We start from the raw sequence: 16,551 nt of genomic DNA, 5'->3' as shown, positions 1-16,551 counted from the left end.
TGCCAACCACAAAAAAGCGTCCTGTAAAGTTACAGGACGCTTGATTTTAATACAATTTAAACCGTAGCCGCTTCTTGATTGGCCACTTCTGTAATCGCCTGACCTAAAGTCGAGAAGATGCGTTCAATTTCCGCTTCATTGACAATCAATGGCGGAGAGAATGCCAAAGTTTCGCCCGTCAAGCGCATCAACACACCCGCTTCCCAACATTTTTGTTGTACTAAGCCTGCACGTTTGCCCAAGCCTGCGCTGCTTGTTTCCAACTCCACGCCAGCGACCAAACCGATATTGCGGATGTCTTTGACAAATGGTGTGCCTTGTAAACTGTGCGCTGCTTGCTCAAACACAGGTGACAATTGCGCTGCGCGCTCAAACAAACCTTCATCGCGGTAAACGTCTAAAGTCGCAATCATTGCGGCACAAGCCAAAGGATGCGCTGAATAAGTATAGCCATGTGCAAACTCAATGGTTTTCTCAGACGCGGCATCCACCACCGTATTGTAAATGCCATTACCCACCAACACCGCACCCATCGGCACTACACCGTTGGTGATGCCTTTGGCACAATTTAAAATATCAGGTGTCACGCCCATCGTGTTGGTCGCCCAATCGCCGCCTGTGCGACCAAAACCCGTAATCACTTCATCAAAAATCAACAAAATGCCATGTTTGGTACAAATGTCACGAATGCGTTGCAAATAACCTTGTGGTGGCAAAATCACGCCCGCAGAACCTGCCATAGGCTCAATAATCACGGCTGCGATGGTTTTAGGATCGTGCAAAGTGAAAATACGATTTTCCAATTCATCCGCCCACTCCGCGCCATATGCAGGCAAACCTTTGGTAAAACCATTGCGCTCAATGTCCAAAGTGTGGCGCAAATGATCGACAAACGGCAACAAATGGTTGAACGCTTTGCGGTTAAAACCAATACCGCCAACAGAAGTACCACCGAAATTCACACCATGATAGCCTTTTTCACGACCGATGAATTTGATGCGACCTGTTTCTCCGCGCGCAGCATGGTAAGCCAAGGCGATTTTCAAAGACGTGTCTGCAGACTCAGAACCTGAATTGGTGAAAAAGACTTTATCAAAACCTTTAGGTGCCATCTCAACCAAACGCTCAGCGGCCTTAAAACCAATGTCATGAGACATATTGAAAAATGGTGCATAATCCAATTTTTTTGCTTGTTCTGTCACCGCATTGATGATGCGCTCATTACCATGACCTGCATTGACACACCATAAACCGGCACTGGCATCCAAAATTTGGCGGCCTGTATTGTCGGTAAAGTACATGCCTTGCGCGGCAGTGATAATGCGAGGATTGGCTTTAAAGCTCTCATTGGCACTAAAAGGCATCCACATTGCATCTAAATTCATGGCGTTTCTCTTTTCTGTCTTTGTGGGGGATTACATTCAAATGAAGTGCTCACTCTATGCATTTGCAGCCTAAAAAAACAGTGACACTTTTGACAATTTTAGACTTACTGTATAGGTCTGTTTTCCTATACAGTTAAGATATTTTCATTCACCTGAATCCTGCCCAACCATGACCACTTTAGTAGACGAATTGATTCGAACCATACGTGCACAAATTGAGCGAGGACAATTGCCTCATGGCAGCAAATTGCCATCCATACGCCAAGCAGCCAAATTGCATCAAGTCAGCACGTTTACCGTTGCCGAAGCATATTCACGCTTGAATACACAAGGCTGTATTCAATCTGAAGCTGGTCGTGGATTTTTTGTCAGCCAAGCCAAAACCACGCCTTTACACATTCGCACACCCCGCCAACCATTGAATCCAGAATGGTTATTGCAAGGCATTTACCAAAGCGATGATGCCATGTTGCAAGCGGGCTGCGGTTGGCTGCCAGATGATTGGTATGATCCAGAATTGGCCAGCGCTGCTTTGCGCAAATTGGCACGTTCACCATTACAGTTAAACCAATACGGTCAACCGCAAGGCTTATTGCCATTGCGCCAATTGCTCAGCCAACGCTGGGCAGCACACCATCTGCCGCTGGATGACCAACAAGTGTTGTTAACCCAAGGCGCTAGCCAAGCTTTAGACATCATCACCGCCACATATTGCCAAGCAGGCGACACTGTTTTTATCGACAGCCCCGGCTATACCAATTTGCTCACACGTTTGCGCAGCAAACAATTGAACATTGTGGGCGTGCCTTGGCGTGAAGATGGTCCTGATGTGGTGCAATTGGCGCAATTATTACAGCAATATCAGCCCAAATTGATGTTTACCAATCCCGTTTTACAAAATCCCACAGGCGCGTCATACAGTCTTGCCACTGCGCATCAAGTGTTGCAATTGCTCAAGCAGGCCGATTGCTTGTTGGTTGAAAGCCAAGTGTCGTTTTGGCTCGCCCACAATCCACCGCCACCTTTGAGCGCATTGGACAATATTCAAAACAGCATTTTGATAGGCAGTTTTACCAAACATTTGTCACCTGCTTTGCGTGTCGGTTATGTGTTTGCCACAGAAGGCCGCATCCAAGCTTTGATGCAACAAAAAATGCTGGCGGGATTAACAACATCCGTCATCAGCGAACATTTGGCTTTGTTGATGTGGCAAGACTTGCGCAGTCACAAACAATTAAGTTCGTGGCGCAGCCGTTTAAGCCAAGCACAACACCAAGTACAACAATTATTAGAAAGCTTGGGTTGGGAAGTATTTGCTCATGCCAGCAGCGGCTTGTTCGTTTTTGCCAAACACCCGTTGATTGACGATGCCTATCAATTTGCTCAAGACCATTACCAAGACAATCTCACCTTTGCACCGGGCATGTTGTTTGCCATAGACCAATGGCAAAGCCATCCGTGGTTTCGTTTTAATGTGGCTTTTTGCCAAGAGCACGCATTTGCACAATGGCTAGAGCAAGCCACCAAAGATTTAAATCAACAAGTGTCCTGTAAACTGCCGTCAGCCTAGTGGTTGTTTTTAAATTATAAGAGCATAATGTCGCTCTGTTTTTATTCTGATAACATGCGAATATGAATCAAATTTTCAATATCATTGCACCTATTTTAATCTTAATAGGTTTGGGTTTTGTCTGTGTGCGTTATGAATGGCTCAAACGTGAACACATTCAAGGCATGGGTGTTTTTGTTTTGAAAGTGGCTTTGCCTTTGTTGATTGTGAATGCGTTGATGCAAAAAGATTTTGCCGAAATTTGGCAAACCCAATATCTGATTGCTTATGGCATCGGCTCTTTGGTGGCGGCATTCACCGCTTTGTGGCTCTACCATATTCGTTTACAAGAAGCTTTACCGCAAGCGGCGATTATGGCGATGGGTGCGTCTATGTCCAATACAGGCTTTATTGGTTATGGTGTTTTAAGCATGCTCATTGGCCCGCAAGCGGCAGTGTATTTTTCCATGAATTTGCTGATTGAAAACTTATTAATCATCCCTTTGGTCTTGACCTTAGCCGAATGGGGAAAACAGCAAAACAGCCAAACAGCGATTGCCAAAATTGCCTTGCAAACCTTCAAAAATGTCATCAAAAACCCATTGGTAATTGGCTTGGCAATAGGTTTGTTATTGTCAGGTTTCAAAATCAGCGTCAGCGCGCCAATAGAGCGTGTGTTAAACCTCATCAGCACTTGCGCCTCTCCCATCGCCTTATTAGTCATTGGTGGCTCATTAGCAGGTACTTCGATACAGGCCGCTGGCAAACATGCTTTATTCATCAGCGCAATCAAATTGGTGTTGATGCCGGCGACCGTTTGGTTGGTGTTTCAATTTTTACCCAATGTCAGCGCCGAAATGGAAATGGCAGGCGTGTTGCTTGCATCCATTTCCATGGCAACGGTTTTCAGCTTGTTTGGACAACAATATGGCATCGGTTCACGCAGTGCCGCAGTCTTATTGTTGACCACACTCATGATGTTCATCAGTTTGTCTATTATCTTGATTTTATACTCTTTTTAACGCTTCATATTCAATGTGAATAAGCATAAAACTAAGTAAAACCAAGCGCACCATTGATAAAATAGAAAAAACAACTGTTATCATATTGTTGTCTGTCACCACTATGATGCGGTTTTGTGTAGTTTAAATACCGTTATCGCCTCTTTTTTAGGAATACTCAAATGAATCTCTTGTTCAAACGAAGCCTGCAAATTTGTGCCGCTATGGCAGTTTTGAGCACGACTGCATGCGTGATAGACCCTTATTATTCTGGTGTAAACTATGATGACACAGGCACTACCGTCTACCCTATCAATACCGTAAGTACTCAAACCGTTTATACCAATTCTGCGGCTGCTGTAACCACAGGCTTTTTGATTGGCAATGCCTATTATTGGAACGACCGCTATTATCCAGTTAGCTATTACACCAATAATAATCGCCGTTATTATCGTCCTGATTTTAACCGCCCTTCGATGTACCATCCCAATGCGCGTTATCGCCATTTGAATGCAGCACAAATCAACCATTGGAAACACAATCAAGCCTCGTCTTTTGACCCCCAATATCGCCCAACGCCACCGCACATACAACGTCCAAATCAAAACAGACCCAACGTACGCCCAAACAATGGTCGCCCCAATACACAACAAGTAAGACCCAATCAACCACAGGTCAATCAGCAACGACCACAAGTGAATCAAAATCGACCACAGCTCACTCGACCAACCGTCCAACAGCGTCCGAATGCCCAACAAAATCGACCTGCGCCACAAAAAATGGGGCCTAATTTGAATGCGGCGCAACGCCAAGAAATCATGCGCCAAACGCAGCAAAATCGTCAAATACAATACCAACAAAATCGCCAAGCGCGTGAATTTCAAAATCGGCGCATGAACGAACGTTGATGCCCATTCCATCAAATAACAAGCGTCCTGCAAATGTTACAGGACGCTTGTCTTGTATCATTTACTACCATTTGCATTTATTAAGAAAGAAGCTTTCATGTCTATCCTTGCCCGAGGCATTTACCGCCATTACAAAGGTCAGTTGTACGAAGTTTTAGATTGTGCCCGTCACAGCGAAACCGAAGAAATACTCGTGGTATACCGTGCTTTGTATGGTGATTATGGTTTGTGGGTGCGACCTTTCAAGATGTTTACCGAATCGGTTGAACACCACCATCAAATCGTTCCACGTTTTGCCTTAGAAACCGCTTTTTAAATGCCTTAAACACAAAAAAGCCCGCATTCACGCGGGCTTTTGTTTAAAACCATCACTTTAGCTGCCTTTTTTGATGTCTTGCCACAAGCGCACAGCCAATTTCAAACTGTCAGGATTCATTGGAATCATCACAAAACCATTTTGCAAATCTTGTTCTGTTGGGAAAATAGAACGGTTATCAGCATATTCTTTTTCCATCAAATCTTTCGCACCTTTGCTCGCAGGCGCATAAGTCACAAAATTGCCATTTTTAGCCGCTACTTTGGCATCCAAAGTAGAATTGATGTATTTGTAAGCATTGGCCACATTCGCCGCATCTTTTGGAATCATCCAAGAGTCAATCCACACACCAAAGCCTTCTTTAGGCACCAACACATCAATGTTCACATTGCTGCCGACTTCTTTGGCACGGCGTGCAGCGATGTTCAAATCACCACCGTAACCCAACACCACACACAAATCACCACGCGCCATGTCATCAATATAGCCTGACGAACTGAAACGGCGGATGTTCGGACGAGCCTTCATCAACACTTCTTGCGCGGCTTTCAAATCTTCCGCTTTGTCACTGTGTGGGTCTTTACCCATATAGTTCAAAACCATTGGGAATACTTCAGCAGCGCTGTCCAAAATGCTGACGCCACAAGACTTCAATTTGCTCGAATATTCAGGCTTGAACAACAAATCCCATTGATTGTCAGGCAATGGACCGCCCAAAGCCGCTTCTACTTTGTCTTTGTTAATCGCCAAAGTATTGATGCCCCAGAAATAAGGCACGGCATATTCATTGCCAGGATCGACTTCATTCAACAATTTCAACAAAGATGGGTCAATATTGTTGTAATTAGGGATTTGGCTCTTATCCAATTTCAAATAAGCGCCCGCTTTAATTTGGCGGCCTGCAAATGAATTGCTTGGTGCCACCAAATCGTAACCTGATTTGCCCGTCAATACTTTGGCTTCCAATGCTTCGTTGCTGTCATACACATCGTAAGTGACTTTTACGCTGTTGGCAGCTTCAAATTCTTTGATGGTTTCTGGGTCAACATAATCAGACCAATTGTAAATTTTCAAATCACCTGTTGCCGCTGCCACAGGTGCGGCTGCTGCACCACTACTGGCCGCTGGAGCATTGTTTGTTTCAGATGGCGCCGTTTGTGTTGCATTGCTATTACCGCCACCACATGCCGCTAAAAACATAACCACAATTGAAGATGCCAGAAGTGTTTTTTTCATAATTGTATTCCATAAAGTTGACTGACCTTCACCCACGTTGGAATGTATGTAATGACGTGGGTCAAGCCTATAAAGTTTGACTGATTTATGACGGTAAACTTGCCGACCATTAAACTTCGTTTTTTCTAAGCTGACAAGTCATTTCTGCGTTTTTCACCATCTCCGTGGCTTTATCATGACGCGCTTCCAAAAAAATCCATAGCCAGTTCAATCCAAACAACAATTTATACAATCAGCTGATTAAGCCAATCTATTCAAATATTCAACCACACACGCCACACCTCCAATCAGCCACAACACCACACTTCATCGACCATCACATTCATCCTCATCGCCCATTTCCCTGATTTAAAAACCATCAAAATCCATCAATCAATACCATTGCCATAAGCTCTCACACATGCGGGCAAGCTGTGTCAATTTGGGCTACAATAACGGTCTGTAAAAATAGGATATGCAACATGTTGGTTTTGGGAATTGAGTCTTCTTGTGATGAAACTGGCGTCGCTTTATACGATACCGAGCGTGGTTTGATTGGCAACCAATTGCACACGCAAATGGCGATGCATGCTGAATACGGTGGCGTCGTACCTGAATTGGCAAGCCGTGACCACATTCACCGTTTGGTACCATTGACGCAAGCGTGTTTGGCAGAAGCAAATGTCAACATTGCCGACATCGATGCCATCGCTTACACACAAGGTCCCGGCTTGGGTGGCGCTTTGCTCACAGGCACCAGTTTTGCCAATGCTTTGGCGTTTGCCAACGACAAACCTGTGATTGCAGTGCACCATTTGGAAGGTCATTTATTGTCACCGATGTTGGCCGATGACAAACCTGAATTTCCATTTGTCGCTTTATTGGTTTCAGGCGGTCACACGCAAATCATGGCGGTGACCAATGTCGGACAATATCAATTGCTAGGCGAAAGCATTGACGATGCTGCAGGTGAAGCATTCGACAAAACCGCCAAACTGCTCGGATTGCCATACCCAGGTGGTGCCAAATTATCGCAATTGGCCAAAGAAGGTGTTACAGGACGCTTTGAATTTCCTCGTCCGATGTTGCATTCACACGATTTGAATATGAGTTTTTCTGGTTTGAAAACATCTGTTTTGACCACGGTAAACAAAATCAAAGCCGAACAAGGCGAAATTGATGAACAAACCCGCAAAGACATTTGTTTGGCGTTTCAGGACGCTGTGGTCGATGTATTAACACGCAAAGTACAAGACGCTTTGAAACAAACAGGCTTCAATACTTTGGTCGTTGCCGGTGGCGTCGGTGCCAATTGGAAATTGCGTGAACATTTAAAACAATTGCCTGCCAAGGTGTTTTTCCCGCCTTTGGCTTTGTGTACCGACAATGGCGCGATGATTGCGTTTGCAGGGGCGATGAATTTGCACAAAGCGCAAACGGTTGGCGGCTTTGATGTCAAACCGCGCTGGCCATTGATTGCCACACGTTAAGCGCACATCAAAAGCGTCCTGTAAAAGTTTACAGGACGCTTATATTATAGCCATTCAATACAATTACAACACCGCCAACGCCGCAGCGTAATCTGGCTCTTCTTTGATTTCAGGCACCAATTGCGCATGAATGACTTGGTTGTTTTCATCCAACACCACCACCGCACGAGCGCACAAACCTTTCAACGGACCTTCTGCCAAGTCAACACCGTAATCGCTTTGGAACGAGGCGCTGCGGAAAGTCGACAAATTCACCACATTGTCCAAACCTTCAGCACCACAAAAACGCGCTTGCGCAAACGGTAAATCAGCAGAAATACACAATACCACTGCATTGTCCAAAGCACTCGCTTCTTGATTGAATTTGCGAACGGAATTGGCGCACACAGGCGTGTCCACGCTTGGGAAAATGTTCAAAATTTTGCGTTTGCCTGCAAAATCTGCCAAAGCCTTATCGCTCAAATCCGCTGCGGTCAGCTGAAAATCCGTTGCCGCTTGACCCACTTGTGCAAACTCACCGTTCAATTGTACTGCGCTACCTTGTAAATTCACTGTTGCCATGTATTTGCTCCCATGTGTGGTGATAAAAAGCTGTTTGTTGCTGCTTGCCAAACAGTCATCGACACATCTTACAACAAGAATGCTTGTCAGTGTGCAGAACCAATTTCAAAAGTCAACGTGGCATAAGCCGCCAATTTTTGACATTCACTTAAATTAGCATAATCGGCTTTGTGCACTACTTTCGCCTTCCAATGCCCTTCACGCAAAGGAATGATGTGTGTGATGCCTTGAGCATCGGTTTGATCCGAAAATGCTTGTGCACCCAAAGCATGGCTTTTATCGTTAGAATCTCTTGGGCTAAAACCATCGAACGTCGCCACCAAAGTCGCGCCCGCCAATGGCTCACCTTTGAACAACACTTGCACCGGCATTTTTTCACCCACATGCACTTTGGCAGGATTGAGTAAAGGCACAATCTCCAGCATTTGCCCTACAGGACGGCTGATAACAGCATTGTCGGTCACGCCATGACCGATATTCAAAACAGCCTTACCATACATCGCCGATTGTTCACAATAATGGGCATCTCTCATTTGCAACAAAGATTGCTGCTTCCAACCTTGTTGGTTTTCCGACCAAAATGTCGGCTGATACGTCGCCAACAACAAATACGAGCCTTCTTTTAATGGTTTTTTGCTGACATATTGATAATTTTTACCCTGTTGCTTCAGCGTTTGTTTGCCTTCACGTCCAACCAATTCCATGGCTTTGAAAATCGCCAAACGCTCCGCCACAATCGGCTCTTGCTTGGGAAAATGTCCATAACCAATCGCCGCTTGCAACATTTCGCCGCCATGTGTGTGTTTGGCTGCTGCCCACATTTCATGTGCCGATGCCGCTTGTGCTGCGACCAAACCCAATACCACCCAAACTGCTGTTTTCTTCATTCATGACTCCCAATGTTTTGAATCGAATTTGCTTGCTGTTAATTTATGTTATGTTATAACATTTCAATTGTAAAGCCTGATTATCGATTCTCTCCATGATTAAGACCATTTCAATTGGCAATGAAAGACCTATAGATGAATATTTTTAAACGTTGGATTCTTATACTTATGCTGGCTTTCATGCCTGTGATGGTTTGGGCTCAAAAACCCATTGCGATTGTGACCAGTTTCAGTATTTTGCAAGACATCACGCAGCAATTAGGTGGCAATCGGGTTCAGGTCACCACGCTGATAAGTCCCAATACCGATGCCCATACTTATCAATTGCGTGCGCAAGACATGCAAAAGATTCAGGCCGCTCAATTGATTGTGCTCAATGGTTTGAGTTTTGAGCGCGCAGACATTCGCCGAGCCACTCAAAACAGTGGTAAAAAAATCGTTCACGCTGCTGCTGGTTTACCTGCATTGCCTATGGCAGAACACGAACACCATGCAAGTCACGAACACGGTGCATTCGACCCACACGTTTGGCATGACCCGATTTTGATGCAAACTTACAGCCGCAATATCAGCCAAGCATTGATACAAATAGACCCGCAAAGCAAAGCGTATTACCAACAGCGTTTGCAACAATACCAAAGCCAATTGCAGCAATTGCACACTTGGGCAGCGCAACAGTTTCAAAACATTCCACAGGCACAACGCAAAGCTTTGACGGCACATGAGTCGTTTGCTTATTTGGGCAAGCGCTACCACATTCATTTTTATGCACCGCAAGGCATTTCTACCCATGATGCCGCCAGTGCAGCCAGCGTGGCGGCACTCATCCAACAAATCAAACGGGACAAAATCAAGGCGGTGTTTGTGGAAAATATGGTCAATCCCAAACTGGTGCAGCAAATTGCCAAAGAAACCCATACACGCCAAAGCGGCGTATTGTATGCCGATGCTTTGAGCCAGCAAGCGCCTGCCAATACTTATTTGGGATTGATGCGCCACAATATTCAAGCACTGGCAAACGCGATGCGTTAAAAAGCGTCCTGTAATCCATACATCATGATGGGCAGATGGTGTTAAAATGGTGGCTCATTTGTTCTGTGTGCCATCATGATTTACATTCAAAACCTGACCTTACAACGCGGCAATAAAGTCTTATTTGACCAAGCCAATCTGACCATCAATCCCAATCAACGCATCGGCTTGATTGGTAAAAACGGAACGGGCAAATCGTCTTTGTTCGCCTTGCTCAAAGGCGAATTGCACAGCGATGGCGGCGATGCTTCTGTGCCTGCGCATTGGCTGCTCGCTTCTGTGGCACAAAACACGCCTGCATTGGATTGTTCAGCCATCGATTATGTCTTGCAAGGCGATGCGCAATTGCAACGTTTACAGGACGCTTTGAAACAAGCCGAAGACAGCAATAACGGTGAAGAAATGGCGCATGTGTTGGCACAATTGGACGAAATTGATGCTTACAGCGCGCCTGCTCGTGCGGGAAAATTGCTCAACGGTTTGGGGTTTTCCACCGAAGAGCAACAAAATGCCGTTAAAACTTTCTCGGGCGGCTGGCGCATGCGTTTGAATTTGGCACAAGCATTGATGTGTCGCGCGGATTTATTATTGCTTGACGAGCCGACCAACCACTTGGATTTAGAAACGGTGTTGTGGCTCGAGCAACATTTGGCGAATTTAAATTGCACTCAAATCATCATTTCGCACGACCGCGATTTTTTGAATGCTGTGACCAACACGACCGTGGAATTAAGCCAACAAAAATTGACGGTTTACGGCGGCAATTACGATTTTTACGAACAAGAACGCGCACAGCGTTTGGCACAACAACAATCAGCCTATGTGAAACAACAAGCGCACATTGCCCATTTGCAATCGTTCATCGACCGCTTCAAAGCCAAAGCCACCAAAGCCGTACAAGCGCAAAGCCGCATCAAAGCTTTGGCACGTTTGGAGCGCATTGCACCTGCCCATCTGGACAGTGAATTTTCCTTTGAATTCATTGAACCGGCACATTTGCCCAATCCTTTGTTGAAATTGGACGAGGTGGATTTGGGTTATGCTGACAAAACCATTGTGAAAAAAGTGTCGCTCTCGATAGAAAGTGGCGCGCGCATTGGCTTGCTTGGCGTCAATGGCAGCGGTAAATCGACTTTAATCAAAACCATTTCAGGCGAAATTCCTGCTTTGGCAGGTCAAATCATCCGTGCTGAAAAACTCAATATTGGCTATTTTGCCCAACACCAATTGGAAACGCTGCGCTCCGACCAAAGCCCGATTTGGCACATTCAACAATTGAGCCCGCAAGTGCGTGAACAAGAAATTCGCAATTTTCTAGGCGGTTTTCAATTTCAAGGCGAGATGGCGATGCAAGCGATTGCCCCGTTTTCAGGCGGTGAAAAAGCGCGTTTGGCTTTGGCGATGATTGTGTGGCAACAACCGAATTTATTGTTATTGGACGAGCCGACCAACCATTTGGATTTGGACATGCGCCACGCTTTAACAGTGGCTTTACAAAGCTTTCAGGGCGCTTTGATTGTGGTGTCGCACGACAGAAGCTTGCTCGAAGCCACGACCGATGGTTTTGTGTTCATTCACGACCATCAATTGCACCAATTTGATGGCGATTTGAACGATTACCGCCAATGGCGTTTGCAACAAGAACAAGCTGCCAACCAATCCACAGGCAACGCCAATGCCACGCCTTCGAGCAGCAGCAATCGCAAAGACCAAAAACGCCAGCAAGCGCAAATACGCCAACAATTATCACAACAAGCCAAGCCTTTGCAGAAAAAAATTGCCACCGCCGAAACGACAATGGCAAAATTGGGAGACGAACAACAAAGCTTAGAAAGCTTTTTGTCTTCTGAAGAAGCTTATGCGCCCGAAAACAAAGCCCAAATGCAGCAAAGTGCCACACGCTTGGGTGAAATCAAAGCACAATTGGCACAAATAGAAGAAGATTGGCTGATGTGGCAAGATGAATTAGAACAATTGACTGCCGACATACAAGCCCAATTCGGTGAATAATCAAACAGGAGTATGAACATGAAGCCCATCATTTGGTTGGCTTGTGTCGGCTTTGGCATGTTATCGGTGTCTACGGCACAAGCAAACGTTTATCATTGCGTGGTCAACGGTCAAAACGTCTACACCAATAAGCCCAGTGGCAATTGTCAAACGGCAAAATTAGAGAAAATTGGCTCTTATACCAGCGATAAAACGATTTTAGCTCGCCAAAATGAAGCCAATCATGCCAGCGCAGCCAATCCACCCGCTGCCGCACCCAAAGCTCGTACCCAAACCGCCGCCGCCGCGACACACGCAGCAACACCCGCGCCTGCGGCGGCCACTGCCAAACCTGTCAATCATCCGCAAAACCATCGTGACCAAGGTCGACGAGACATTCTCACCACCGAATTGTCCAATGAGAAAAAAGCCTTGGCACAAGCCCGTTTGGCTTTGAGCAATGGACGATTGATCCGCTCAGACAATGACCAACGCCAACAACAAAACTTGGCCAGCTTGCAACGTGCGGTTGATGATCGCATGCAAAACGTCCAAGCCTTGCAAAACGAATTGTCACGCATGTAATGCGATAGATTCAGAAAGCCTGACTGCATGCCTTTACCTACTGTGATTCGCCCTGCTACTGTTGCCGATTGTGATGAGATTTATCATGCCCATTTGTATGCGGTGCGTTATACCTGCGCCAGCACATACAATGACACGATTTTGAATGCGTGGTCTGTGTTGTTGTCGCCTGAGAGCTATTTGGAAACCATGACTTTGCCACACAAAGCCTTATGGGTGATTGAATACAAAGGGCATGTACAAGGCTTTTTCCAGCTCGATACCCAAGAAGCACAATTGGATGCTTTGTATGTGCATCCGTTTGTATTCAAACAAGGCTTGGGTACGGCTTTGCTACAAAGAGCTGAAAAAGTCGCGTTTGATGCAGGTTTGGGCTTTGTGAAACTGTATGCATCGCTCAATTCAGTGCCATTTTATGAACTGAACGATTACCATGCTTTGGGTGATGCCGAATTGAATTTGAATGAACAAGTGACAGTGCAATGCCAATTGATGCGCAAACACTTAGACATACATGGTTAAACCCATTAAAAAGCGTCCTGTAAAGTTTACAGGACGCTTTTAATCATCTGTTGTCGCAGCATCAAGACCCACAACCTGCGTCACCCAACACATCTTGTTGTAAATAATGCTGCAATGCATGTCCACGCAAACCTTGGCTCAATCCCACCCATACTTTGGCATAAGCGGTTTCCACTGTCCAAGCTCCCGCCATAAACACCTTCGCATCTAACAAAGCTTTGGAAGCTTCATATTGCGCTGCGACATGTCCATCAAAAACTTGTGAAACATTGATAATCATACCGCCTTGCGCTTGATACGCTTGCATCACTTGCACATCTGCTTGGCTAAACCAACCATTGCCATGACCAAAACTTTGCAAAATCACGGCATCTGCACCGCTGTGCAAAATAGCACGCAGCGCCCATTGCTCACTTGCTGGCACGCAATAATGACTGGCGATACGAATATTGGGGTTGAGCGGTGTCATAGCAGTTTTTGGCATCAACGCCACATTGGTTTCGCATAAAGATTTCAACCATAAAGCGTTTTGAAATTCATTCAAAGGTGGGTGATGCTTATTGGCAAAACCATCCAAACTTTGTGTGCTGATTTTACGGCTGCCAATGGCTGCCAACATTTGGTTTGCAAACACCACACTCACTTGTTTGGGCGCGGCTTTTTGCAACAATGCTTGTACCGCCGCTTCTAAATTGGTTTCAGCATCGCCATTTTCGGTGCCCAACGGATATTGCGAACCTGTCAACACCACAGGCACACGCAAGCTGCCCATTGCCAACGCCAATACATTCGCCGTATACGCCATCGTATCGGTGCCATGTAAAATCAAAATGGCATCTGTATGAGTTTGCTGTTGCAACCATTGCTGCCATTCGCACCAATGCACTTGTGTCACTTGCGATGAGTCTATCAATGGATGACACACCGTCACGTCAAAATCGGCTTGTGTTTGATAAACCTTCAAAGCTTGTAAAACAGTCTCTTGGCTCGGACGCAAACCATTCTCACCCGCATACATGCCGATTGTACCACCTGTGTACAACACGGCTATTTTCATTTTTTCATTCATTTTGCATTGTCTTATTCAATTTTATTTCAGCACCATACAAAAACCAAAGCGTCCTGTAAATATTTACAGGACGCTTATTTAGAATAGATATAACCTAATTTATGAATGCAACCAATAACGGTGTAAAGCGCGAGCGCTGCTGTCCAATGCCCAACCAATCACGCCAATCAAAATAATCGCCGCCATCAATTCTGAATAGGCCAAACGGTCGCGCGTATCCAAAATAAAATAACCCAAACCTTCGTTCACGCCCAACATCTCACATGGTACGAGCACAATCCACACCACGCCTATGGCCAAACGCAAACCAGTTAGAATCGGGCCTATGATGGCGGGCAAAGTGATTTTAGTCAGCATTTCCCAACGTGTGGCACTTAAAGATGCACCCAGTTGCAACCAATGCGGATCAATGTTTTTAACACCTGTGGCAGTATTCAAAATAATCGGCCAAATCGCTGCAAAGGTCAGCAAAAAGTAAATCGGCGCATTGCCAATGCCAAAAAGCATCACCACAATCGGCATCCATGATAATGGCGAAATCATGCGCAACAATTGAAACGAGCCGCTACTGGCCGTCTCCAATAAACGCGATTGTCCAACTGCCAAACCAATGGGCACGCCCAAAGCCAAAGCCAAACCTAAGCTAATGCCCACACGCTGCAAACTGGCTAAAATATGCTCAGTCAGTAAATTTTCAGCCAACAAATGGTATAAATGACTGAATGTCGCCGTTGGTGATAATAATTTTGCCAATGGCAAATTTTGCCCCAAAGCCGCCACGCCCACCGACCACAACAGCAACAAAACCGCCAAACCTGCAAGGTTCAACAACAAATTTTTCTGATTCATACAAAGACCTTACACAATGATGGTTTCTTGGCGTTGCAAAGATGGCGGTAAAGCAAATTTTTCAAACGCATTTTGGCGCTGCAAAGCCGCTTTGACAAAACGTGTGTCCACCAAATCTTGCGCCACTTGCTTGCCATCCAAATCATTTAAGAACGTGTTCACACCAGCAATATGCGTTTGTTGGAGCATGTCTACCAAGGATTCGGTATAACTTGGGAAAGGATATGGTTGAAAATCAATGCGGTGTTGCTGCCAATCGGGATGGCGAATGATGCCGCTGTCGACATACGATTGCCATTGCGCACTGTCAGGCGACAACACGCGTTGCAACACTTTTTCTTCGTGTGGCGTGAATTTGTTTTGCCCTTGCTTACTCATCAAATGCGCGGTTTGGGCGCGGTTTGCATTTGCCCACAATTGCGCTTCAACCAATGCATCCACCACCGAACCGACCCATTCAGGACGGTTTTGCACATCGTGTTCGTGCATCAGCGTCACGCAACACGCATGATCGCGCCAAACATCGGCACTGAAACGCAAGATTTTGCCCACGCCTTTGACTTCCGCCACCGCATTAAACGGCTCTGCCACGATGAAACCTGCAATGGTTTTGGCAGCCAACGCCGCCACCATGTCCGCAGGTGCCATCACCGACAAACGCACTTCTTGCGCATTTTTAGGCGTTTTTTCAGTAACTTTCAGGCCGCTTTCACGCAAAATATGCTGCAACACCACATTGTGTATCGAATACCAAAATGGAATGGCGACGGTTTTGCCGCCCAAATCTTGGACGCTGTTGATGTCCAAACCAACGGTTAAAGCCGAGCCTGCCATGTGATTCCACATCACCACTTTGGCAGGTGCAGTTGAGCCGTAACGCGTCCAAATCGTCATGGGAGACAACAAATGCACCACATTGACTTGGCCTGAAATGAACGCTTCCACCAATTGCGCCCAACTGCGAAACATTGCCGCACGCTCAACTTCCAAACCACGTTTTTCAAACAAGCCTTGGTCTAAAGCAACCAATAAAGGCGTGGCATCGGTAATCGGCAGATAACCAATTTTCAGCGGCGCATTCGGTTGTTGGGCAAAACGCTGTCCACAAGCTTGTAAGAGCGGCAAACTGCCTGCCATACTGAACAAACTGGCGAGCTTTAAAAATTCACGGCGATTTCTTGGCATCATGAGCA

16 protein-coding genes are annotated in these 16,551 nt (G+C 45.8%); 9 read left to right on the top strand and 7 right to left on the bottom strand.

Annotated features, from left to right (window positions below; translation table 11 throughout):
* Window positions 1-56: 56 nt before the first annotated feature.
* Window positions 57-1,385: an omega-aminotransferase AptA gene (gene aptA, locus H150_RS0102470; RefSeq protein ID WP_019957464.1), complete on the bottom strand. Its 1,329-nt coding sequence runs from the start codon at window positions 1,383-1,385 to the stop codon at window positions 57-59.
* A gap of 169 nt (window positions 1,386-1,554) precedes the next feature.
* Between aptA and H150_RS13570 the strand changes: the two genes are divergently transcribed.
* The 4 genes from H150_RS13570 to H150_RS0102450 all read left to right on the top strand — a co-directional run bounded on the left by H150_RS13570 (window position 1,555) and on the right by H150_RS0102450 (window position 5,159).
* Entirely contained in the window at window positions 1,555-2,955 is a 1,401-nt protein-coding gene (locus H150_RS13570; protein WP_019957463.1) for an aminotransferase-like domain-containing protein, read from the top strand.
* 62 nt (window positions 2,956-3,017) lie between these two features.
* Window positions 3,018-3,956 carry an AEC family transporter gene (locus tag H150_RS13565; protein WP_019957462.1) on the top strand — a complete coding sequence of 313 codons (939 nt, stop codon included), beginning with the start codon at window positions 3,018-3,020 and terminating at the stop codon, window positions 3,954-3,956.
* Between the two features lie 161 nt (window positions 3,957-4,117).
* On the top strand, window positions 4,118-4,843 hold the full coding sequence (locus H150_RS0102455) for a hypothetical protein (protein WP_019957461.1): 726 nt from the start codon (window positions 4,118-4,120) through the stop codon (window positions 4,841-4,843).
* Window positions 4,844-4,940: 97 nt separating this feature from the next.
* Window positions 4,941-5,159, top strand: a complete 219-nt coding sequence (locus tag H150_RS0102450; protein WP_019957460.1) for a DUF1653 domain-containing protein — start codon at window positions 4,941-4,943, stop codon at window positions 5,157-5,159.
* A gap of 57 nt (window positions 5,160-5,216) precedes the next feature.
* Here the strand turns inward: H150_RS0102450 and H150_RS0102445 are convergent, their stop codons facing one another.
* Complete coding sequence (locus H150_RS0102445; RefSeq protein ID WP_019957459.1) at window positions 5,217-6,395, bottom strand: polyamine ABC transporter substrate-binding protein; 1,179 nt, start codon at window positions 6,393-6,395, stop codon at window positions 5,217-5,219.
* Window positions 6,396-6,856: 461 nt separating this feature from the next.
* Here H150_RS0102445 and tsaD point away from each other — a divergent pair, with 461 nt between their 5' ends.
* Window positions 6,857-7,864 carry a tRNA (adenosine(37)-N6)-threonylcarbamoyltransferase complex transferase subunit TsaD gene (gene tsaD, locus H150_RS0102440; protein ID WP_019957458.1) on the top strand — a complete coding sequence of 336 codons (1,008 nt, stop codon included), beginning with the start codon at window positions 6,857-6,859 and terminating at the stop codon, window positions 7,862-7,864.
* A 63-nt stretch (window positions 7,865-7,927) separates the two neighbouring features.
* Here the strand turns inward: tsaD and tpx are convergent, their stop codons facing one another.
* Window positions 7,928-8,425 carry a thiol peroxidase gene (tpx, locus tag H150_RS0102435; RefSeq protein ID WP_019957457.1) on the bottom strand — a complete coding sequence of 166 codons (498 nt, stop codon included), beginning with the start codon at window positions 8,423-8,425 and terminating at the stop codon, window positions 7,928-7,930.
* Between the two features lie 86 nt (window positions 8,426-8,511).
* On the bottom strand, window positions 8,512-9,312 hold the full coding sequence (locus H150_RS0102430; protein ID WP_019957456.1) for a DUF4198 domain-containing protein: 801 nt from the start codon (window positions 9,310-9,312) through the stop codon (window positions 8,512-8,514).
* 168 nt (window positions 9,313-9,480) lie between these two features.
* On the opposite strand from H150_RS0102430, the gene H150_RS0102425 reads away from it, so the two are divergent.
* From H150_RS0102425 to H150_RS0102410, 4 genes are all read left to right on the top strand, one after another.
* Window positions 9,481-10,344: a metal ABC transporter solute-binding protein, Zn/Mn family gene (locus tag H150_RS0102425; RefSeq protein ID WP_019957455.1), complete on the top strand. Its 864-nt coding sequence runs from the start codon at window positions 9,481-9,483 to the stop codon at window positions 10,342-10,344.
* Window positions 10,345-10,419: 75 nt separating this feature from the next.
* The gene (locus tag H150_RS0102420; RefSeq protein WP_019957454.1) at window positions 10,420-12,354 is read left to right on the top strand and encodes an ATP-binding cassette domain-containing protein; all 1,935 of its coding nucleotides are present in this window, start codon (window positions 10,420-10,422) and stop codon (window positions 12,352-12,354) included.
* 18 nt (window positions 12,355-12,372) lie between these two features.
* Entirely contained in the window at window positions 12,373-12,918 is a 546-nt protein-coding gene (locus H150_RS0102415; RefSeq protein ID WP_019957453.1) for a hypothetical protein, read from the top strand.
* Window positions 12,919-12,945: 27 nt separating this feature from the next.
* Window positions 12,946-13,440: a GNAT family N-acetyltransferase gene (locus H150_RS0102410; protein WP_019957452.1), complete on the top strand. Its 495-nt coding sequence runs from the start codon at window positions 12,946-12,948 to the stop codon at window positions 13,438-13,440.
* Window positions 13,441-13,501: 61 nt separating this feature from the next.
* Here H150_RS0102410 and H150_RS13560 read toward each other — a convergent pair whose 3' ends face one another.
* The 3 genes from H150_RS13560 to H150_RS0102395 all read right to left on the bottom strand — a co-directional run bounded on the left by H150_RS13560 (window position 13,502) and on the right by H150_RS0102395 (window position 16,546).
* Complete coding sequence (locus tag H150_RS13560) at window positions 13,502-14,497, bottom strand: asparaginase domain-containing protein (protein WP_051082968.1); 996 nt, start codon at window positions 14,495-14,497, stop codon at window positions 13,502-13,504.
* A 111-nt stretch (window positions 14,498-14,608) separates the two neighbouring features.
* On the bottom strand, window positions 14,609-15,358 hold the full coding sequence (locus H150_RS0102400; protein WP_019957450.1) for an ABC transporter permease: 750 nt from the start codon (window positions 15,356-15,358) through the stop codon (window positions 14,609-14,611).
* 9 nt (window positions 15,359-15,367) lie between these two features.
* Window positions 15,368-16,546: an ABC transporter substrate-binding protein gene (locus H150_RS0102395; RefSeq protein ID WP_019957449.1), complete on the bottom strand. Its 1,179-nt coding sequence runs from the start codon at window positions 16,544-16,546 to the stop codon at window positions 15,368-15,370.
* Window positions 16,547-16,551 lie beyond the last annotated feature (5 nt).

It is taken from the genome of Vitreoscilla stercoraria DSM 513 (assembly GCF_000382305.1).
Classification (GTDB): Bacteria; Pseudomonadota; Gammaproteobacteria; order Burkholderiales; family Neisseriaceae; genus Vitreoscilla; species Vitreoscilla stercoraria.
This window is presented reverse-complemented; position numbering and strand designations above follow the sequence as displayed.